The following is a 19,358-nucleotide window of genomic DNA, read 5'->3' on the forward strand; positions in this document are numbered from 1 at the left end:
GCGCGGCCGCGCTGGCGGGTTACAGCTTTTCGGTTTCGCCCGACTTGGGCTGCCACTTCATCAAGCGCTTTTCACCAATGCCGACGATGTAGTCCAGCACCAGCGCAAACGCGGTCAGCACGACGATGCCCGCGAACACGGTGTTCACATCAAACGTGCCTTCCGCTTGCAGGATCAGGTAGCCCACGCCCCTTGCCGAGCCCAGGTATTCACCCACCACCGCGCCCACGAAGGCCAGGCCCACGGACGTATGCAGGCTGGAAAACACCCAACTGGTGGCCGACGGCAGGTACACGTGGCGCAGCAACTGGCGCTTGCGCGCGCCCAGCATGCGCGCGTTGTCGAGCAAGGTTGGGCTGACTTCGCGCACGCCCTGGTAGACGTTGAAGAACACGATGAAGAACACCAGCGTGACCGCCAGCGCCACCTTCGACCAGATCCCCAAGCCGAACCACATGCCGAAAATAGGCGCCAGGATGACGCGCGGCATCGAGTTGGCGGCCTTGATGTAGGGATCAAGAATCGCGCTTGCGCGGGGCGACAAGCCCAGCCACAGTCCAAAGACCAAACCGGCGATGGTGCCGATGAAAAAGGCCAGCACGGTTTCCGTCAGGGTGACCCACAGGTGCGCATAGATGTCGGCATTGGTGACGAACCAGGCCCAGATGCGGCCCCAGACCTTCAGCGGTTCGCCAAAGAAGAAAGCCACCTGGGAATCGCGCGCCGCAAAATGCCAGACGCCCAGGATGACGACCAGCAGCAGCAGTTGCCAGAAGCGCAAGCTGGCCTTACCAGATTTGAATGACTTCGACATACCTCAGGCTCGCTTCTGTTGGGCATAGCCCTTTAGCACTTCTTCGCGCAGCACCGCCCAGATGGCCGAGTGCAGTTCGACAAAGCGCGGGTGGACGCGTACCTCGGCCACGTCGCGGGGACGCGGCAGGTCAATGACGAATTCGCCGATTGGGTGCGTGCCCGGGCCGGCAGACAGCACGATCACGCGGTCGCTCATCGCGATGGCTTCGTCCAGGTCGTGCGTGATGAACAACACGGCCTTGCGCTTGGCCATCCACAGGTCCAGGACTTCGTTTTCCATCAACTGGCGCGTCTGGATGTCCAGGGCGGAGAACGGCTCGTCCATCAGGATGATGTCGGGGTCGCGGATCAGCGTCTGGGCCAGCATGGTGCGCTTGCGCATGCCGCCTGACATCTGGTGCGGATAGCGGCTTTCGAAGCCGCCCAGCCCCACTCGGCGCATCCACTCGCGACCGCGCTCCAGCCCTTCGGGGCGCGGTACGCCAGCGAAGTCCAGACCTGCCACCACATTGTCCAGCGCGCTGCGCCAGGGCAACAGCGCTTCGCCCTGGAACATGTAGCCCGCGCGCGCGTTGATGCCGGACAAGGGTTGACCGAAGACCTTCACCTGCCCGCTCGACGGCGCCAGCAAGCCGGCGCCGACGTTGAGCAGGGTGGACTTGCCGCAGCCGGTCGGACCCACCACCGACACGAACTCGCCCGGCGCAATGGCCAGGCTCGTGTCACTGACGGCGGTATAGCGCTGCGACCGGTCGTCGCGCGAAACAAAGGTGCAACTGATATTTTCCAGCGATAGTGCGGCTTCAGCCATTGGCGTACTTCTCGTTGGCGCGGCGGGCGAAATCGTTGGTCCAGGCTTTCGACGGATCAATCTTCGATGCGTTGAACTCTGCCTGGTACGCGGCCAGCGCCTTGAGCGCGGTGGCCGCGCCGTCCTCGGGGATCATGCCGTCGGGCGACAGGCCTTCCAGGCTTGCCGAGATGGCGGCCTTGTAGATGGCCGGGTCGCCCAGCAGGTAGGTTTCCGGCACGATCTTGGCGATTTCGTCGGGACCCGCCTTCTGAATCCACTTGTCCGCGCGCACGATCGCGTTGGCCAGCGCCTGCGTGGTGTTCGGATTGGCGTCGATGAACGCTTGCGGGGCGTACAGGGAACCGGCAGGCATGTTGCCGCCAAAGATCTCCTGCGTGTCTTTAAGCGTGCGCGTGTCGACAATGATCTCGATGTCGCCCGGCATCTGCAACATCGACACCACGGGGTCGGTGTTGGAGATGGCGTCGATCTGGCCGCTGCGCAACGCCGTCACGGCACCCGCGCCGGCGCCCACGCCGATGATGGAAACGTCAGAGGACTTCAAGCCATGCTTGGCCAGGAAGAAGCTGACCACCATGTTGGTGGATGAACCCGGCGCGGTCACGCCGATCTTCTTGCCCTTGAGGTCAGCGGCGCCCTTGTAGTTCGGCAGGTTCTTCTTGGACACGCCCACGCCGATCATCGGCGCGCGGCCTTGCAGCACGAAGGCACGGTAGGCCTGGCCCTTGGACTGCATCGACAGCGTGTGTTCGAACGCGCCCGAGACGATGTCGGCGCTGCCGCCCACCACGGCTTGCAGGGCCTTGGAGCCGCCCGCGAAGTCGGCGATGCTGACGTCCAGGCCTTCGTCCTTGAAGTAGCCACGGGCTTCAGCGATGGACAGCGGGAGGTAATAGATCAGGGGCTTGCCGCCCACGGCGATCTGAACCTTGGTCTTTTCAAGCTTCTGGGCGCGCACGATGGCGGGCGCCATGCCCATGACGCCGGCGGCGCCAGCCATCTTGAGCAAGTCACGGCGAGTAACTGACATTGGGTTGTCTCCTTAGTTGTCGGGTTTACCGATAGCGCCGGTCTTCGCCAGCTCTTCAATAGCCGCTGAATCATACCCCAGCGCTTTCAGGACTTCCTCGGTATGTTCCCCTAATTTGGGGCCTACCCAGCGCGTCTGGCCAGGGGTTTCCGACAGCTTGGGAACCACCGCCGGAAGCTTCACGGGGCTGCCATCGGCAAGCTGATGTTGTTCGATCATGCGGCGCGCCAGGAACTGCGGATCGCTGAACATATCGGCCACGCTGTAGATCTTTCCGACCGGCACATCGGCCGCTTTGAGCGTGCCCAGCGCGTCTTCGATGTTGCGCCCGTTGCACCATTGCTGGATCGCGCCGTCGATCTCTTCCACGCGCCGTGCGCGGCCGTCGTTACGCACCAGGTCGGGGTCTTCGGCCAGGTCGTCGCGGCCGATGGCGCGCATCAGGCGGTGAAAGATGGCATCGCCATTGCCCGCGATAACGATGTTCTGGCCGTCGCGGGTGGTGTAGGTATTTGATGGCACGATGCCCGGCAGCGCGCCGCCGGTGCGTTCGCGCACCACGCCGGCCACGTCGTATTCGGGCACCAGGCTTTCCATCATGTTGAAGACAGCTTCGTACAGGGCCACGTCCACCATCTGCCCCTGCCCGGCCTGGCAGGCATCGCCCGTCTTGCCGTTCCAGCGGCCGCCGGTGGCGTCGCGGTGGCGCAGCGCCATCATGGCGCCAATCACCCCGTGCAGCGCGGCAATGGAGTCGCCGATGGAAATGCCGACCCGCAGCGGGGGCCGGTCGGGGTGCCCCGACACATAGCGCAGGCCGCCCATGGATTCACCGATGGCGCCGAAGCCGGGTTGGTCTTTCATGGGGCCGGTCTGGCCATAGCCCGACAAGCGCACCATGATCAGCGCCGGGTTGATGGCGCGCAGTTGTTCAAAGCCCAAGCCCCACTTTTCCAGCACGCCAGGCCGGTAGTTTTCCACCACGACATCGGCGTCCAGCGCCAGCTTGCGGGCAATTTCCTGCGCGCGCGGGTCTTTCAGATTGAGGGCGATGGATTGCTTGTTGCGCGCCTGCACCGTCCACCAGAGCGAATTGCCCTCGTGCAGGTGGCGCCAACTGCGGATGGGGTCGCCCCCGCCCGTGCCATCCGGCCCGTGCGGCGTTTCCACCTTGATGACGTCGGCGCCAAATTCGCCGAAGATGCGCGCGGCGAAGGGGCCGGCGATTAGCGTGCCGAGTTCCAGGACTTTCAGTCCGGTCAGCGCTGACATGGTTTGTCTTCCTCACGTTTCGTGCCGCGCCGGTACGTTGCCGGGAGGCTGTTTTAACGTTGCGAGCCTTGCGTTGCTATGTGGTCTTGCGCTCCATCAGCGCCCAGGCGATGGTGCCGGCATCCACGTATTCAAGTTCGCTGCCCGCCGGGACGCCACGCGCCAGGCGTGTGACCCGCAGGCCGCGTTCACCCAGCGCTTCGCCCAGGAAGTGGGCGGTGGTTTCGCCTTCGGCGGTGAAGTTGGTGGCCAGGATGACTTCCTGCACCACCCCATCGGTTGCGCGCTTGATGACGCGATCGAAATCCAGCTCGCGCGGGCCGATGCCCTCAAGCGGCGCCACCCGGCCCATCAGCACGTAGTACAGGCCACGGTAGCCGTGGCTGGACTCGATCATGTTCTGGTCGGCCGGCGTTTCCACGATGCACAAGAGCGACGGGTCGCGCTTGGGGTTGGCGCAGGTGCCGCAGACCTCGTCTTCGGAAAAGCTGTTGCAACGGGCGCAATGTTTCAAGTCCCGCACCGCGCCGGCCAACGCCCGCCCCAGCATGTCCGCGCCTTGCGGGTCATGCTGCAACAGGTGATAAGCCATGCGCCGGGCTGATCGGACGCCCACGCCGGGCAGGCGCCGCAGCGCCTCGATCAGGGAAACCAGCGGTTCGGGTTCAGGCAGTAAGGGATCCATTGCAGCCCAGGGCAGCCTTGCTTAGAACGGCAGCTTCATGCCCGGGGGCAGCGGCATGCCGGCGGTGACGCCCGCCATCTTTTCCTGCGACGTGGTTTCGGCCTTGCGCAGCGCGTCGTTGAACGCAGCGGCAACCAGGTCTTCCAGCATGTCCTTGTCGTCGCCCAGCAGCGACGGGTCGATCACGACGCGCTTGACGTCGTGGCGGCAGGTCATGGTGACCTTGACCAGGCCGCCGCCCGAGGCGCCTTCGACCAGGATTTCAGCCAGCGCGTCTTGCGCCTTCTTCATGTTTTCCTGCATCTGCTGCGCCTGGCGCATCAGGCCGGCCAGTTGTCCTTTCATCATGATGGATGTTCCTTGAACGAGGGAAATAAGAGATGGCCGCCGCGTCAGGCAGCGGCCGGGGGATCAACGTGGCGGATGGAGTCGGGGACGACATGGCCCCCGAAATCGGCCAACAACGCTTGCACGAAGGGATCGACGGCCACCGCATCTTCGGCGGCCTGCTGGCGCGCGGCGCGTTCGGCTTTGGCAACCGCGTGAGCAGTGTCGTCGCCGGTAATGCCGACTTGCACATCCAACCGGATGCCCTGGCCGAAATGTTCGCACAAGACGGTTTGCAAACGCACCCGGCTTTCGCTTTCGGCCAGCGTCTTGACGGCCACGCGCAGCACGATGGCATCGCCCTGCACACCGGCCCATTCGCTTTGCCGAGCCAGTTCGGCCGCCAAGCCGGTGACGGGCAGGCGCGCGGCCAATTCGGGCCAGCCGGCCTGCGTCATGTCAGACATGCGAGCGCGCGAGGCGCGCTTGCGAGACGGGGCGGGGGCTTCGCGACGGGCTGCCGGTGGCGGCGCCACCGACGGCGCGCTGGCCAGCGTTTCAAATTCGTCGTCGTCCGGGTTGGACGTGAAACCGCCCTCCGGCACAAAGCCGCCTTCGGCTTCAAACGGAATTTCTTCGTCAACCCAGGACGGCGGGCCGTCGTCGTCGGCCTCGGCCGGCGCGGTAGCCAGCACGGCAGCAACCGCGGGCGTGACCGCCAGCGCGGCGGAACCTACTCCCTTCGCGGCGGCGTCGACGGCGGGAGCGGTAGCAGCGGCGGGCGCGACGGCAGCGGCCGCATCGGCGTCAAAGGCAGGCGCGGCGGGGGACAGCTCTGGCGTGGGTTCCGGCGTGGGCGCCAGCATGGATTCGGGCGCAGGCGCTGCCGCCGCTTGCGCGGTAGACGTCGTGCCAGCCGGAAGGTCTTCCCACGGCGGCACGCTGTCTGGCGCGGGCGTCACTGCCGTTGCGGCAGTGGCCGGTTGCGGCGCGGCTTGAGACGCGGCTTGCGGTGCGGCTTGAGCCGTAACTTGTGGCGTCGGCGCGACGGGTGCGGAAACCGCCTGGACAGGTTCGGAAACCGGCGCGGCGGACGCGACCGCTGCCTGCGGCGCGGGTTCGTTCACTGCGGCAGGCGCGGGCGCAGCCGTGGGGGTGGTCACCGGGGATGCTGCGGGAGCAGCTGCGGGTTCAACCACTGGCTCTGCCACGGAAGCAACAACATCAGCAACAACAGGCGCAACCATTGGCGCGCTGACGGCTGCGGCGGCTGTCGCAACAACAGGCGCAACCTCGGCCGCCGCAACAACCGCTTCGGGCGCGGAAGCCGCTGCCGGTTCCGCCGTCTGGCGGGCCGGAGTAGCAGGCGCTTCCAAGGCGGTCTGCGGACCGGCGTCGCCATTGAGCGCCAGCATGCGCAGGCAGGCCATGATGAAGCCCGCATACTCGTCCGGCGACAGCGTCAGTTCGCTGCGGCTATGCACGGCCACTGAATAGAACAACTGGACCGCGTCAGGATGCAGGCTAAGTGCCAGCCGCGCAATGTCGGCGGCCAGCGGGTCTTCGGCAGCCGTGACGCCCTTGACACGCTGTTCGATCGCCACGCGCGACAGCAGCACGGCCAGATCAGCCAGCGCCCCCGCGTACGACAGCCCGCGTATGGCCAGCTCATCCGCCACGGCCAACACGCTCTTGGCGTCGCCCGCCGACAGGGCGTCAAGCAGACGCACCAGGTGGCGCTGGTCGATGGTGCCGAGCATGCCGCGCACGGCGTCCTCGGTCATGTTGCCGGCGCTATAGGCAATGGCTTGATCGGTCAGGGACAATGCGTCGCGCATCGAACCCTGGGCGGCCTGGCCGATCAGGCGCAAGGCCGGCACTTCAAAGGCGACTTCTTCGTGGCCCAGCACCGCTTGCAGGTGCCCGACGATGGAGTCGGCCGGCATCTGCTTCAAATTGAATTGCAGGCAGCGCGACAGCACCGTGACCGGGATCTTTTGCGGATCGGTGGTGGCCAGGATGAATTTGACGTGGGGGGCGGCTCTTCCAGGGTCTTCAACATGGCGTTGAAGGCATGGCCGGTGAGCATGTGCACTTCGTCGATCATGTAGACCTTGAAGCGCCCCGCGCCCGGCGAGTACACCGCCTGTTCGAGCAACTGCGTCATTTCCTCGACGCCGCGGTTCGAGGCCGCATCCAGCTCCAGGTAGTCAACAAAGCGCCCGGCGTCGATTTCCGTACAAGCGCGGCAAACGCCGCAAGGCTTGGACGTGATGCCGGTTTCACAGTTGAGCGACTTGGCCAGAATGCGGGACAAGGTGGTCTTGCCCACGCCCCGCGTGCCGGTGAACAACCAGGCATGGTGCAGGCGTTGGGTGTCGAGCGCATGAGTCAGCGCGCGGACCACGTGATCCTGTCCCACGAGGGTATCGAACGATCTCGGCCGCCACTTGCGGGCCAGTACCAGATAAGTCATGGCTGGATTGTAGAGCCTGTTTCGCGTGCTGGCTGAAATGCAAAGGGGACGGGCTTATTCCCGTGGAACGAATCCCTGGAAAATAACCCCGTCCCCTTGAAAGCGAAGGGCCATGAACTGAAATCATGACCCTTTGCTTTGAAGAATCCGGTTGGCGAGCCTTACTCCGGCACTGACCCTAAACGACTATGGCTGCTTCGTTCCCGACCTGACCAGGTTCACCGTCGAACCATGCGGAGGGGCCCGCCAACCGGAATTCTAGCAGAGCTGCGCTTCGCTTGCTTGCAGCCTTCCGGTTGGCGGGCCCCTGTGGGGCGGTATGTTGCCCCCTCCCCGGCCCTCCCCCGAGGGGGAGGGGGTGATGGCTTTGCTTCGCTTGCCATTTTTGGCTCGCTTCGCTTTGCCTTGCTTGTGCACGCTCGCTTCGCTTTGCTCGATTCTTTGCCGGCGTTCGATTGGGCGGGCTTTCTGCGGCTCGCTTCGCTTTGCTCGACGCTTTGCCGCCATTCAATTGGCGGGACTCTTGGCGGCGCACTCTTTCGTAGGATGGGTGAAGCGCGGGTTGGCCGGCAGAAGAAAATAGATCGTCTACGCGCGCAACGGGACTGTCAGGATTTTTGTGTGCAGGCCTATGATGGTTTTCAAGGAGACCGACCATGGCACGCAACCCGAAGTCCACGAGGCAGTCCAGCACGTCTGCGCTACCGGCCAGTGCCGAGCAGTTGCTCGATGAACTTGTAACGGGGCCGATGACAGCCGAGGCGGTCCAGGACACGTTCATGTTGCTGAAGAAGGCGCTGATCGAGCGTGCTCTGGGCGCTGAACTGGGCCGACACCTGGGCTATCCCGCAGGCGGCGAGCGCCCGGAAGACACCACCAACCAGCGCAACGGCAAGAGCAGCAAGACCGTGCTGACCGACGACGGCCCGCTCAAGCTGGATATCCCGCGGGATCGGGATGGCAGTTTTGCCCCAATCCTGATTCCCAAGCACGCACGTCGGTTTACCGGTTTTGATGACAAGATCATCGCGATGTACGCCCGTGGCATGAGCGTGCGCGAGATCCGAGCGTTCCTGGACGAGCAATATGGCACTGACGTGTCGCCGGAGTTCATCAGCTCGGTGACCGATGAGGTCATGGATGAAGTGCAGGCGTGGCAGAACCGCCCTCTGGAACCCATGTTCCCCGTGGTGTTCTTCGACGCGTTGCGGGTCAAGATCCGCGACGAAGGCTTGGTGCAGAACAAGGCGGTTTATCTGGCCTTGGGTGTGCTGCCCGATGGCACGCGTGAGATTCTGGGCCTGTGGGTCGAGACCACCGAGGGCGCGAAGTTCTGGATGCGGGTGTTCAACGACCTCAAGACCCGAGGGGTGCAGGACATCCTGATCGCAGTGACCGATGGTCTGAAAGGGATGCCCCAGGCGCTAGAGGTCGTGTTCCCAGCCACCACGCTACAAACGTGCATCGTGCATCTGATCCGCAATAGCCTGGCCTACGCCGGCTGGAAGGATCGCCGCGCGATCGCCACGGCGCTGCGCCCGATCTACGCTGCCGTTAACGCCCAGGCCGCGCAACAGGCCCTTGATGAGTTTGCCAAAGGCGCTTGGGGCTTGAAGTACCCAATGATCGTCAAAGCCTGGAAAGACGCCTGGGAACAGGTCATCCCCTTCTTCGTGTTTCCACCCGCGATCCGACGTGTGATCTACACGACGAACGCGATAGAGAGCGTGAATGCGCAGCTACGCAAGATCATCAAAACGCGCGGCCACTTCCCTACCGACGACGCGGCGATTAAGCTGCTCTGGTTGGCGCTGCGAAACATTACCGTCAAATGGGGCACGGCCACACACCATTGGACCGACGCGATGCACCAGTTCGCCATCCTCTACGAGGAGCGATTTACCCGCATCCGTACCAACGCCCAGTGGGCCAGCGAGTAAATGATGCAACGTCAGAACAACGCCTAGAACACAAAATTTCTGACAGTCCCCGCGCAACCCATCTCCCGCATACTTCACACCACCCTCACATCCACCACACCCCTCACCCCTGCAAATCAATCCACGCCTTCGCCCTGGGAAAATACAACGCGGCCTTGGCTTTGCGGCCGTCCAGCGATGTGACCTGCGCGCAATACCGCAGCAACTGATCGCCGTGCCTTTGACGCATCCTTGCCGCAAACACCGCCGAAGGTTCCCCCGGATGGGGGCGGCCGGTTTTGTAGTCGACGATCAGCCAGCCGTCTTCGGTGCTTAGCGCCAGGTCGATCACGGATACCCTGCCGGCGGCGTCGATCAGCGGCCATTCGCGGCGGGCGCCGGATTGGGATAGCAGCCACAGGCCGCGTTCGTCCGCCAACGTGGCTTGCAGCGTTTCCAGGACGGCCTCGGCGGCGGCGTCGGCCTGGCTGGCGGGGATGCCGGCGCGGGTCAACTGGCGGCGCATGGCGGGAAGGCGGTCGGCCAGGGCGTTGGCAGGCCAGGCGTGGACGCCGTCTTGGCCGATGCGGGCAAGCCAGGCGTGCGCCAGCGTGCCGATGGCGGCGTCGTAGCCGGCTTCAAGTTGCCAGGCGGGATGTTCGCTGCCGTCACCCCAGGCGCCGCGTTCCGCTGCGCCAAAGCCGGGGCTGATGACGACATTGGACAGCCGCGCCAATTGCGCAAGGCCGTCGCCGGCCACGCGGCGCAGCGGCTCGCCTTGCCATTCGGGGCCGTCCACCGCGTCGGACTCCGCCTCGTTCTCCTGCGCCGGAGGCACCGGCGCGGCCAGGCACGGCCATAGACGGCCCAGCAAACTGGCGGACGACGGAGTCTTGGCTTGGCCCGTGGCCTCGTCGACCGCGACATGGCCCACCAGATGCAGGCGCTTGCGCGCCCGGGTCGCCGCTACGTACAACAAACGATCAATTTCGTAGGACGCGCGACGGGCCTCGCGGGCACCTAGATAGCGTGAGATCGGGTCAGCCTCGACCTCGGCACGCGGCTTGACCGGGCCGAACAGCACCCGGCCGCCGCTTTGTTCAAACCGCACCAGCGGCGCCTGATCGCCTCGGGGCGCGCGGTGCAAGCCATACAGGATGACCGTTTCAAACTGCAGGCCCTTGGACTTGTGCATGGTCATGATTTCAACCGCGCCGTCATCCTCGTCCGCCGCATCGGGCGCGGCGAACAGGCGCGAGATGCCGGCGTCCAGCGCTGCCGGATCAATGCCGCCGTGCGGCGCCAGCCGCTCCAGCAACTGGAACAGGCTTTCGGCGTCGTTGGACACCGACAGGCCAGCGTACAGCGCCGGGCCGCCCAGACGCCGCCATAAGGACTCGACCCAGGCCGCGAAGGGCATTGCGCCGGAGGCATTGCGCTTGTCCAGCAAAATGGCGGCCACCTGGCGCAGGCGTTCGAACTCATCGGCGCTCAACACCGCTTGCGCAGCGGGAGATTCCAGCGCTTCGCTTGCTTCGCACGCCGCTGGCGCCGCGTCGAACAAGGAACCCTGCGGCTCGGCACTGTTCGCCGGGGGCACAACCACCGGCGCCGTTGGCGGCGTCATGCGCAGCGCGCGTTCCAGCAGCACGGGAACGGGCGTGATGTGGTCGTCGCCAAAAAGACGCTGCAGCGACGTCAGCGTCAAGCCGCAGTACGGCGCGCGCAAGACCGACAGCCACGCCAGCCGGTCGGCCGGATGCGACAGCGCGCGCACCAATTGCACCAGATCGGCCACCACCGGACGCAAGGCCAGCGGCACCAGGTCCACGGCGCGGCAGCGGATGCCTTCCTGCGCAAGTCGCCGCGTCAGGTTGCCCAAATGGCTGCGCGCGCGCACCAGCACCGCCACCGGATGCTTGGCTCCCTTGTGGTCGACCAAGGCCTGGCGCACCAGGCCCAGCGCGATTTCCTCGGCCTGCTCTTCCGCCGGTGTTCCACCTGCGCGCGACCAGGCGGGATGAAAGCGCACCGCCGCTTCAGGCAGCGCCTCGTGGAATGCCGTGGACGGGCTGTAGGCGATGGCGCCCGCGGCGGCGTCGCTGCGCTTGGGCAGCAGGCCCGCGAACGATTGGTTCACCCATTCCACGATGCCCGCCTGCGAGCGGAAATTGTCGGTCAGGTTCAGGAAGTCGGGCGTCAATTCGCCCACGCCGATGTCGGCCACTTCCAGGAACAGGCCCACCTCCGCCTTGCGGAAGCGGTAGATGGATTGCATCGGATCGCCCACCAGGAACAGGCTGCGGCCATCGCCCGCCTGCCAGCCCGACGTCAAGGTGCGCAACAGGTCAAGCTGCGTCTGGCTGGTGTCCTGGAATTCGTCGATCAGCAGGTGGCGGATCGACGCGTCCAGTTTCAGCAGCAGTTCACCCGGGTCGTCTGCGCTACCCAGCGCGGCGGCCGCGCGCTGCGCGATTTCAATGAAGTCCACCTCGCCCTGGTCAGCGAAGCGCAGGCGCAGTTGCGCCACGGCCAACGCCAGAGTCATCAACTGCGCGCCCAGCACTTCCCATTGCGCGTCCGTAAAATGCGGGTTGGGAATGTCGCGCACAGCATGCAGGCGGCGTACCCAGGCGGCCTTGTCGTCCGCGGCTTCCAGCCACGCGACAAAGGGTTCCTTGTGCGCGCACTTGGCCGGAAAGCCCAGGTTTTTGTTGACGGTCTTGCGCAGGCTGCCGGTGCCCGTCAGCAGCAGATGGGCCACGGCGCGCCACTGGTCCAGCATGTCCGCATCAGGCGGCAGCTCTTCCGTCCAGTCCAACAGCGCCAGCAGCTTGTTGTCGTCTTCGCCGTCTTGCAAATGAGCCGCGGCCAACCGGGCCGGGCCGCACAGCGCGTCGGCCCAGCCATAAGGCATGGCTTCGCAAAGCGCGTCCAGGTCTTCGCCGATGGCTTCGGCCAGCATGGCTTGCATGCCGGCGCGATCGGAACCGTGGCGCAGCAGCGGCAGCCATTGGTCGCGCTGGCCCAGCATGTCGGCGATGGCGTCCTTGGCAGCCTGCACATCTACATCCAGATGCTGCAACAGGATGCGCACGGCGTCGTAATCGTCAGCCAGGTCCAGCGTGGCGCGAGCCGCCGCTTCGTAATGGGCGCGCGCGTCGTCGGTGATGTCGGGCATGCCGCCCAGTTCAGACAGCCACGGCATGCTGCGCACCAGCCCCGCGCAGAACGAGTCGATGGTGCGGATGGCCAGGCGCGCCGGGTGGTCCAGCAGATGCCAGCCTTGCTCGGCGTTGCGAGCCAGCGCGGCGCGCGCCAGTTCCCAACTGCGGCGTTCATGCATGGCCTCGGGCGGCCCATCCAGCCCGCGCCGCAGCTTGCTCAACACGCGCGCATGCATTTCGGACGCAGCCTTGCGGGTGAACGTGATGGCGACGATTTCCTCGGGCCGGTTCACGGTGGCCAGCAGGGCCAGGATGCGGTCGGTCAGCAGCTCGGTCTTGCCGGAGCCGGCCGGGGCTTGCACCAGAAATGAGCGGGTGGGGTCCAGCGCGTCGGTGCGCGCGGCGTGGTCCTGCGGCAGGCGTTCTGTGTCGGCCATGGCTCAGGCGTCCTCGTCGTCAAGATGCAGACGCAAGAACGGCAATGCATCGCAGTATTTCAGGTCGTCACGGCGGTAGGCCACATTGCTGGCCACGCCCGCCACGTATTCATCGGCCAGCGCTTCGATCGCCACGCGCCAGCGCTGCCGGATTTCCGGCCAGGTCAGGCCGTCGAAAAACTTGCTGTCGCCGGCCAAGGTGACGCCGGGCACGCCCAGGTCTTCGTCGGCCAGGCCTTGCGCGGCCACCTGGCGCGCATGGATCTGCGCCAGCACCAGGCCCGCTACCTCGCCGCCCGCGGCATCCGCCAGCACCGACGCATAGAACGGCAACTGCACGTTCACGGGACGGCTGCGCGACCAATCGGGTTCGGGCTTGGCGGCGGCCACGCCGGTCTTGTAGTCGACGATGACGTTGCGGCCATCGGCCAGGCTGTCGATGCGGTCCAGGCGCAGCTTCAGGGTCAACGCGCCCCGCTGCCACTGATGGCTCTTTTCGACCTGGGCAACAGCGAACGGCAAACGCTGCGCCTCCATGTGCAGCCACGACGCCAGCACCGTCTGCGCGCGCTGGCATTCCAGCGCTTTCAATGCGGGCGCATAGTCCTTGAGTTCTTCCTCGGCGGCCTGGGCCACGGCTTGTTCCACCAAGGCGGCCAGCCGCTGGGTGGCGATGACGTCGTGCAGCGTGTCCTGGTCGGGCATCATGCCCCACACCAATTCCAGCGCCTTGTGCAGGAACTGGCCGCGCACGTTCACCGTGGCGCTATCGGCATAAGGCGCCAACTCGCGCCCACCCAGGCGGTGCCGCACGAAGGCCCAAAGCGGATTGCGCGCCTGCGTGTCCAGCACGTCCAGCCCGCCACCGCCCCGGTTGCCCGCGGCCAAGGGCGGACCCTGCCTGTCGTCCAATGATTCCTGCGGCAGCGCCGCGGTGGCTTCAGCCTGCGGCGGCGTCCAATCGGTCAAGGCGGCGCCGGCAATCAACGGCGATGGCCGCAGCTCGCGTTCGCCATCCATATGGGCATGGCTGACGATGATGTCGGGTGCACAGCGGCACAACGCGGCGTACATGCCTTCGGCCCATTCGCGTTCGCGTTCCGGCGTGGCGCGCGGGGCCTTGGCCTGGCGCAGCACGGCCAAGGGCAACAAGGGGTTGGGCTTGGGCGACGCGGGCAGCACGTCATCGGTCAGCCCCAGCATCCACACGCCGTCCCAGTAGCCGCCTTCGGCCTCCAGCAAGCCCAGCACGTCCAAGCGCGCGGTGGGATCGCGCTGCGGCTGGAACGAGGCCGATCGCGCCACGCTTTGCAGCAGGTTGACCGCCGCCACGCCGCCCAGCCGGCCGGCAGCTGGCGCCAGCGCCGAAAAGCTGCCCAGCGCATCGCCCAATGCACCCATGACCTGATACGCCACGCTGTCCAGCGCGCCTTCACCCGGAAAGCCCAGCGCCGTCAACGCCGCCTTCATGCGCAGCATCCAGACGTCGCACGTGGCCTGGCGGCCGCCCTGGGTCCAGATGTCCAAGGCCTGGTTCCAGGCCTGCGCCAAGGCGGGCATGTCGGCCAGCAGCTTCTTCCAATCGTTCGGGCTGACGCGCTGCACGGCCTGACGGCGCCAACGCGCGTCGATGGCGGCCAGGCGCGCGCGGTCGCGCACGTCGCCCGCGCAATGCCCGGCCAGCAGCGCCGCGCCCAGCACGTCCACGCCGCAGCCCTTGCCGCCCGCGCATTCGGCCAACGCGCGCAGCCACGCCAGCGCGGCGCGCGCCATCGGCCAGTCATTCAGGGGCCGGCCCACAGCCACGTTGAAGGCATGAGCGGGCGCGCCGTCGCGGCCGGCCAAAGCCTGGCTCAGCACACGGCGCGCAAACGGGGATTCGGCTTCCAACTGCGGCGACACGATGGCAAACCGCCCCTGCGGATGCGCCCGCAGCTGGCTGGCGGCCCAAGCCGCCGCCGCGCGCCATTCCGCGCCCTGGTCGGCGGCTTCGAAGCGGCGGGCCACGGTTTCAACGCGCTGTTCATCGCGCCATTGCGCCACCTGGCAGCCCTGATCTTCAAAGGCGCGCAGCAGACGGCGAAAGCGTGGCGATACGTCGGTGAAGCCAGCCAGCACCAGTTGCCGGGGAATAGGCAAGCGCCCGTCTTCCAAGGCGCGCAGCACACGCGCGTAGCCCTGGTTGGCGTCCTCGGCATCGATACCCGCCAACACTTGCCGGTAGCGCACGCGCCACTTGGCAAAGCCGCGATATTCGTCGGTATCGGCGCCCGAGGGCACCTGCAAGTCCCATTCGTCCATCAACAGGTCGGCATCCATGGACAGCTTGGCTGCCTGGCTGGCGTCCAGCAGCACGCGCTCGGCTTCTTCGGCGCGGATGGCTTCGGTCCAGACCAATTGCGTAGCGAAACTGTCCAGCCGGTAGGCGGGCACGTCTTCGTCGGCTTCAAACGCCAGTTCGTTGGCGGATTCGGCTAGCCAGGCGGACAAGGGCAGGATGCGCGGCAGCTCGCTGACCTGGCGTTCCTGGCGCAACAAGCCGGCCAGTTCCAGCGTCAGCCGGCGCGACAGGCGGTTGTTCACCGTCAGCACCAGCGTGTCGGCGGCGGGCATGGCGCCGATGTCCGGCAGGGACAGCAAGGATGAGGAAAGCAAGGGAGGGGAAAGCGGCGCGTCCTGCATGGGCATCCGAAAAAGAAGCGGCTAAAAGCCGCACAGGGCGGCCAGGTTTTCCCAATGCAGCTGCATGTCGGGCGTGGTGTAGCCCCAGAACGCCAAGCCCAGCACCACCGCCAGCGCCAACACGCCCACGGCGCGCCAGCCTCGATGGCGGCGGACGGCAGGGTTGTTGGCGTGCGGCATGGTCAGGGTTCCAGATATCAGGTGGCCACGGGTCGGGGTTCGGCGACATTCACCGGTTGCTCGCGCACCGGCAGGCATAGCAGCGCGGCAATGACGGCAAGCGCCAAGCCCAGCCACCAGACCATATCGTAATTGCCGGTCTTGGCGTAAGCATACCCGCCCAGCCAGACACCAATGAAGCTGCCCAACTGGTGCCCCAGGAAGACAATGCCCGACAGCGTGGCGGCGTAGCGCAAGCCGTAGATTTGCCCGATCAGCCCTTGCGTGAGCGGCACGGTGCCCAGCCAGAACAAGCCCATCCACGCCGCGAACGCATACAGCACCCAGGCCGACAGCGGCATCGCCAACAGCAGCACGATGCCGAAGGCGCGCATGAAATACACCAGGGCCAACAGGCGCTTCTTGCTGTATTTGCCGCCCAGCTTGCCGGCATAGAAAGAGCCCACCACATTGAACAGGCCAATCAGCGCCACCGCGGTCGCGCCCTGCCCGGCCGTCAAGCCGCCGTCGGTCACGTAGGCGGGCAAGTGCAGCGTGATGAAGGCGGTGTGAAAGCCACAGACGAAGTAGCTCAGGAACAGGAAATGGAACGAGGGGTGGCGCACGGCCTGGCGCACGGCGGCGGCCAGCGACTGCTGCGGCCCGGGCTGCGCTTGCGGGCGGCCGCGCAGGAAGTACGCCAGCGGCGCTGCGCAAGCCACGAACAGCGACAACACCCACAAGGCGCCCGGCCAGTCCATGCCCGTGATCAGCGCCTGCCCGGTCGGCACCACCGCGAACTGGCCCAAGGAGCCGCCCGCGCTGGCGATACCCATGGCCGTGCTGCGGTAGGCAGGCGGCACCGCGCGCGCCACCACCGGCAAGATCACCGGAAACGTGGTGCCCGCCTGGCCCAGCCCAACCAGCACGCCCGCCGTCAGGTACAGCGTGGTTTCGTCGGTGGCGAAACGGGTGCCGATCATGCCCAACATGTAGAGCACCGCGCCCAGCGCGATGGTGCGGCCGGAGCCGTAGCGGTCGGCCAGCATGCCCATGAAGATACAGGCCACGCCCCAGACCAGGTTCTGCAGCGCGAACGCCATCGAGAACACGTCGCGCCCCCAGCCGTGGGCCAGGCCCATCGGCTGCATGAAAAGGCCAAAAGTGGCGCGCACGCCCATGGCAAGCAGCACCACCAAAGTACCCAGGATGAGGGTGCGCGTGGAAATCGTATCGGTTTGGCTAGACATGAAACCCGTGTCTGGTTGTTGTTTGGGTTTGCGTCCCCTCCTCGGGACCCGGCCAACATCATATACAAGTCGGCGCCTTGGCGACGGTAATAGCCCTGCTGACGAATCGCGCATTGCGCCGCCTTGTCACTAGGGCCTACCCCTTACGACTAAGGTCGTGTGTTCGGGTACGTGATGCGTCTCTATATTGGGCAGAGGCCCGCGAGGCATCGCCAAACGAGCCGATCCGGCTGCGCTGACGGCGCCCGGCAATAACAACAAGGAGCCCTATCGTGCCCACCCCCAAACACGTGCCTTCACCCCACGTGCCCTCCCCCCAAGTGCCCCCCTCCCCCCTAGTACCCGAACCCGAAAGCAGAGTCGCCGCCGTCATGCGGCATCCCAAATACCAGGAACTGCTACGCCGCCGCAGCCGCGCCAGTTTGTTGTTCTTTGCCATCACGGGCGTGATCTACGCCGGCTTCATCCTGACGCTGGCGTTTGACCCCGTGTTTTTCGGCAGCCCCGTGCCGGGCATGACGATGAGCATCGGCGTGCTGACCGGCACGCTGGTCGTGTGCAGCGCCGTGGTGCTGATTTCCGCTTACGTGCATATCTCCAATTCCGTGTTCGACCCGCTGCTGGCCGCCATCATCAAGGACGTGTCATGAAAAACAAGAAATTCGGCGCCGCATTGATCTTCATCCTGGGCTGCGGGCTGGCGGGCGCGGCGCGCGCCGCTACCGGCGGGCAGGCAAGCATGTCCGCCATCGTGATGTTCCTGGCGTTCATCGCCGGCACCATGGGCATCACCTACTGGGCCGCCAAGCGCACCCGCACCACGTCCGACTTCTACACGGCCGGCGGCGGGCTGTCGGGCTTTCAGAACGGCCTGGCCATTGCGGGCGACTACCTGTCGGCCGCGTCGTTCCTGGGCATTGCGGGCATGGTCTATGTCAGCGGTTTCGACGGCATGATCTACGCCATCGGCTTTCTGTTCGGCTGGCCCGTGGTCATGTTCCTGATCGCCGAACGGCTGCGCAACCTGGGGCGCTACAACTTCGCCGACGTCACCTCGTTTCGCCTGGCACAGACGCCGATGCGCGTGCTGGCGGCCAGCGCGTCGCTGCTGATCATCGCGCTGTACCTGATTGCGCAGATGGTGGGCGCGGGCAAGCTCATCGTGCTGCTGTTCGGGCTGGACTACAACGTTGCCGTGGTGATCGTCGGGTCGCTGATGATGATCTACGTGGCCTTCGGCGGCATGACCGCCACCACCTGGGTGCAGATCATCAAGGCGGTGCTGATGCTGCTGGGCGCCACGCTGATGACGGTGCTGGTGATGGCCGCGTTCAACTACAGCCCCGATGCCTTGCTGGCGGAGGCCACGCGCGTGCACCCATCCGGCATGGAACTGCTGGCGCCGGGCGCGCAGGTCAGCAGCAACCCCTTGAACGCCTTGTCGCTGGGCATTGCGCTGGCGTTCGGCACCGCCGGGCTGCCGCACATCCTGATGCGATTCTTCACGGTGTCCAACGCCAAGGAAGCGCGCAAGTCGGTCATCTACGCCAGTTCGTTCATCGGCTACTTCTACCTGCTTACCTTCATCATCGGCTTTGGCGCGGTGGCGCTGCTGGTGCGCCATCCCGAGTATTACCTGACGGGCGCGGACGGCCAGTTCGACATGCTGAAAAGCCTGATCGGCGGCACCAACATGGTGGCCGTGCACCTGGCCAATGCAGTGGGCGGCAACCTGCTGCTGGGCTTCCTGGCGGCCGTTACCTTCGCCACCATCGTCGCGGTGGTGGCGGGCCTGGCGCTGGCGGGCGCGGCGGCCATTTCGCATGACCTCTACGCCAACGTCATCGCGCGGGGCCGCGCCACCGAAGCCCAGCAGATGCGCATCTCTCGGTTGTCCACCATTGCGCTGGGCGTCATGGCCATCCTGCTGGGCATCGTGTTTGAAAACCAGAACGTGGCGTTCATGGTGGGCCTGGCATTCGCGATTGCGGCCAGCGCCAACTTCCCGGTGCTGGTGCTGTCGATTTCCTGGCGCGGCTGCACCACGCTGGGCGCCACCATCGGCGGCTTTCTCGGGCTGGCCTCAGCCACGATCTGGGTGGTGCTGAGCGACACGGTATGGGTGGATGTGTTTGGCTTTGCCACGCCCATCACGCCGTTTCCCAACCCGGGCATCCTGTCCATTCCGCTGGCCTTTTTTTCGATCTGGCTGTTCTCCACGCTGGACAACAGTGCCAGGGCGCGGGAAGAAGCCCTGGCCTTCGACGCCTTGACCGTCCGCAGCCAGACGGGCATAGGCGCCACCACCGCAGTCGCCCATTAAC

General features: G+C 65.8%; 15 protein-coding genes and 1 other RNA gene. 3 read left to right on the plus strand and 13 right to left on the minus strand.

What is annotated here, in order from left to right; genetic code table 11:
- Window positions 1-19 precede the first annotated feature (19 nt).
- The 9 genes from ELS24_RS23215 to ffs form a co-directional block, all read right to left on the minus strand.
- On the minus strand, window positions 20-814 hold the full coding sequence (locus ELS24_RS23215; RefSeq protein WP_050449022.1) for an ABC transporter permease: 795 nt from the start codon (window positions 812-814) through the stop codon (window positions 20-22).
- A gap of 3 nt (window positions 815-817) precedes the next feature.
- On the minus strand, window positions 818-1,627 hold the full coding sequence (locus ELS24_RS23220) for an ABC transporter ATP-binding protein (protein WP_050449021.1): 810 nt from the start codon (window positions 1,625-1,627) through the stop codon (window positions 818-820).
- Window positions 1,620-2,660 carry an ABC transporter substrate-binding protein gene (locus ELS24_RS23225; RefSeq protein WP_127185460.1) on the minus strand — a complete coding sequence of 347 codons (1,041 nt, stop codon included), beginning with the start codon at window positions 2,658-2,660 and terminating at the stop codon, window positions 1,620-1,622. The genes ELS24_RS23220 and ELS24_RS23225 overlap by 8 nt, the downstream gene beginning before the upstream one ends.
- A gap of 12 nt (window positions 2,661-2,672) precedes the next feature.
- The gene (locus ELS24_RS23230; protein WP_127185461.1) at window positions 2,673-3,932 is read right to left on the minus strand and encodes a CaiB/BaiF CoA transferase family protein; all 1,260 of its coding nucleotides are present in this window, start codon (window positions 3,930-3,932) and stop codon (window positions 2,673-2,675) included.
- A 76-nt stretch (window positions 3,933-4,008) separates the two neighbouring features.
- Window positions 4,009-4,617 (minus strand): recombination mediator RecR, encoded by a 609-nt coding sequence (recR, locus tag ELS24_RS23235; RefSeq protein WP_050449018.1) that lies wholly within the window; start codon window positions 4,615-4,617, stop codon window positions 4,009-4,011.
- Between the two features lie 21 nt (window positions 4,618-4,638).
- Window positions 4,639-4,965, minus strand: coding sequence for a YbaB/EbfC family nucleoid-associated protein (locus ELS24_RS23240; protein ID WP_006221090.1), 327 nt, complete (start codon window positions 4,963-4,965; stop codon window positions 4,639-4,641).
- 44 nt (window positions 4,966-5,009) lie between these two features.
- A complete protein-coding gene (locus tag ELS24_RS23245; protein WP_428839707.1) occupies window positions 5,010-6,890 on the minus strand; it encodes a DNA polymerase III subunit gamma/tau in 1,881 nt (626 codons plus the stop codon).
- A 5-nt stretch (window positions 6,891-6,895) separates the two neighbouring features.
- Window positions 6,896-7,420, minus strand: a complete 525-nt coding sequence (locus ELS24_RS31780; RefSeq protein WP_428839659.1) for an AAA family ATPase — start codon at window positions 7,418-7,420, stop codon at window positions 6,896-6,898.
- A 150-nt stretch (window positions 7,421-7,570) separates the two neighbouring features.
- An RNA gene (gene ffs, locus ELS24_RS23250) (signal recognition particle sRNA small type) lies at window positions 7,571-7,668 on the minus strand.
- 408 nt (window positions 7,669-8,076) lie between these two features.
- On the opposite strand from ffs, the gene ELS24_RS23255 reads away from it, so the two are divergent.
- Window positions 8,077-9,360, plus strand: a complete 1,284-nt coding sequence (locus tag ELS24_RS23255; RefSeq protein ID WP_050448696.1) for an IS256 family transposase — start codon at window positions 8,077-8,079, stop codon at window positions 9,358-9,360.
- A gap of 103 nt (window positions 9,361-9,463) precedes the next feature.
- On the opposite strand, the gene ELS24_RS23260 is transcribed toward ELS24_RS23255, so the two are convergent.
- The 4 genes from ELS24_RS23260 to ELS24_RS23270 are packed head-to-tail and all read right to left on the minus strand — an operon-like array spanning window position 9,464 to window position 17,034.
- Complete coding sequence (locus ELS24_RS23260; RefSeq protein WP_127185462.1) at window positions 9,464-12,943, minus strand: UvrD-helicase domain-containing protein; 3,480 nt, start codon at window positions 12,941-12,943, stop codon at window positions 9,464-9,466.
- 3 nt (window positions 12,944-12,946) lie between these two features.
- Window positions 12,947-15,625 carry a PD-(D/E)XK nuclease family protein gene (locus ELS24_RS23265; protein WP_127185463.1) on the minus strand — a complete coding sequence of 893 codons (2,679 nt, stop codon included), beginning with the start codon at window positions 15,623-15,625 and terminating at the stop codon, window positions 12,947-12,949.
- A 21-nt stretch (window positions 15,626-15,646) separates the two neighbouring features.
- Window positions 15,647-15,805 (minus strand): hypothetical protein, encoded by a 159-nt coding sequence (locus ELS24_RS31000; protein ID WP_164741288.1) that lies wholly within the window; start codon window positions 15,803-15,805, stop codon window positions 15,647-15,649.
- 17 nt (window positions 15,806-15,822) lie between these two features.
- Complete coding sequence (locus ELS24_RS23270; RefSeq protein WP_127185464.1) at window positions 15,823-17,034, minus strand: MFS transporter; 1,212 nt, start codon at window positions 17,032-17,034, stop codon at window positions 15,823-15,825.
- A 272-nt stretch (window positions 17,035-17,306) separates the two neighbouring features.
- Between ELS24_RS23270 and ELS24_RS23275 the strand changes: the two genes are divergently transcribed.
- Together ELS24_RS23275 and actP are read left to right on the plus strand one after the other, a co-directional pair.
- Entirely contained in the window at window positions 17,307-17,684 is a 378-nt protein-coding gene (locus ELS24_RS23275; protein ID WP_240669368.1) for a DUF485 domain-containing protein, read from the plus strand.
- On the plus strand, window positions 17,681-19,357 hold the full coding sequence (actP, locus tag ELS24_RS23280; RefSeq protein WP_127185465.1) for a cation/acetate symporter ActP: 1,677 nt from the start codon (window positions 17,681-17,683) through the stop codon (window positions 19,355-19,357). The genes ELS24_RS23275 and actP overlap by 4 nt, the downstream gene beginning before the upstream one ends.
- The last annotated feature ends 1 nt before the right edge of the window (window position 19,358 follow it).

Origin of the sequence: Achromobacter spanius (assembly GCF_003994415.1) — a bacterium.
Lineage (GTDB): Bacteria > Pseudomonadota > Gammaproteobacteria > Burkholderiales > Burkholderiaceae_B > Achromobacter > Achromobacter spanius_C.

What these genes read in the sequence shown, in the direction of transcription:
- ELS24_RS23245 (WP_428839707.1), bottom strand. Translation starts at nt 6,890, where the DNA reads ATGCCGGCCGACTCCATCGTCGGGCACCTGCAAGCGGTGCTGGGCCAC.
- ELS24_RS23270 (WP_127185464.1), bottom strand. Translation starts at nt 17,034, where the DNA reads ATGTCTAGCCAAACCGATACGATTTCCACGCGCACCCTCATCCTGGGT.
- actP (WP_127185465.1), top strand. Translation starts at nt 17,681, where the DNA reads ATGAAAAACAAGAAATTCGGCGCCGCATTGATCTTCATCCTGGGCTGC.
- ELS24_RS23230 (WP_127185461.1), bottom strand. Translation starts at nt 3,932, where the DNA reads ATGTCAGCGCTGACCGGACTGAAAGTCCTGGAACTCGGCACGCTAATC.
- ELS24_RS23255 (WP_050448696.1), top strand. Translation starts at nt 8,077, where the DNA reads ATGGCACGCAACCCGAAGTCCACGAGGCAGTCCAGCACGTCTGCGCTA.
- ELS24_RS23225 (WP_127185460.1), bottom strand. Translation starts at nt 2,660, where the DNA reads ATGTCAGTTACTCGCCGTGACTTGCTCAAGATGGCTGGCGCCGCCGGC.
- ELS24_RS23215 (WP_050449022.1), bottom strand. Translation starts at nt 814, where the DNA reads ATGTCGAAGTCATTCAAATCTGGTAAGGCCAGCTTGCGCTTCTGGCAA.
- recR (WP_050449018.1), bottom strand. Translation starts at nt 4,617, where the DNA reads ATGGATCCCTTACTGCCTGAACCCGAACCGCTGGTTTCCCTGATCGAG.
- ELS24_RS31780 (WP_428839659.1), bottom strand. Translation starts at nt 7,420, where the DNA reads ATGACTTATCTGGTACTGGCCCGCAAGTGGCGGCCGAGATCGTTCGAT.
- ELS24_RS23265 (WP_127185463.1), bottom strand. Translation starts at nt 15,625, where the DNA reads ATGCAGGACGCGCCGCTTTCCCCTCCCTTGCTTTCCTCATCCTTGCTG.
- ELS24_RS31000 (WP_164741288.1), bottom strand. Translation starts at nt 15,805, where the DNA reads ATGCCGCACGCCAACAACCCTGCCGTCCGCCGCCATCGAGGCTGGCGC.
- ELS24_RS23220 (WP_050449021.1), bottom strand. Translation starts at nt 1,627, where the DNA reads ATGGCTGAAGCCGCACTATCGCTGGAAAATATCAGTTGCACCTTTGTT.
- ELS24_RS23260 (WP_127185462.1), bottom strand. Translation starts at nt 12,943, where the DNA reads ATGGCCGACACAGAACGCCTGCCGCAGGACCACGCCGCGCGCACCGAC.
- ELS24_RS23240 (WP_006221090.1), bottom strand. Translation starts at nt 4,965, where the DNA reads ATGATGAAAGGACAACTGGCCGGCCTGATGCGCCAGGCGCAGCAGATG.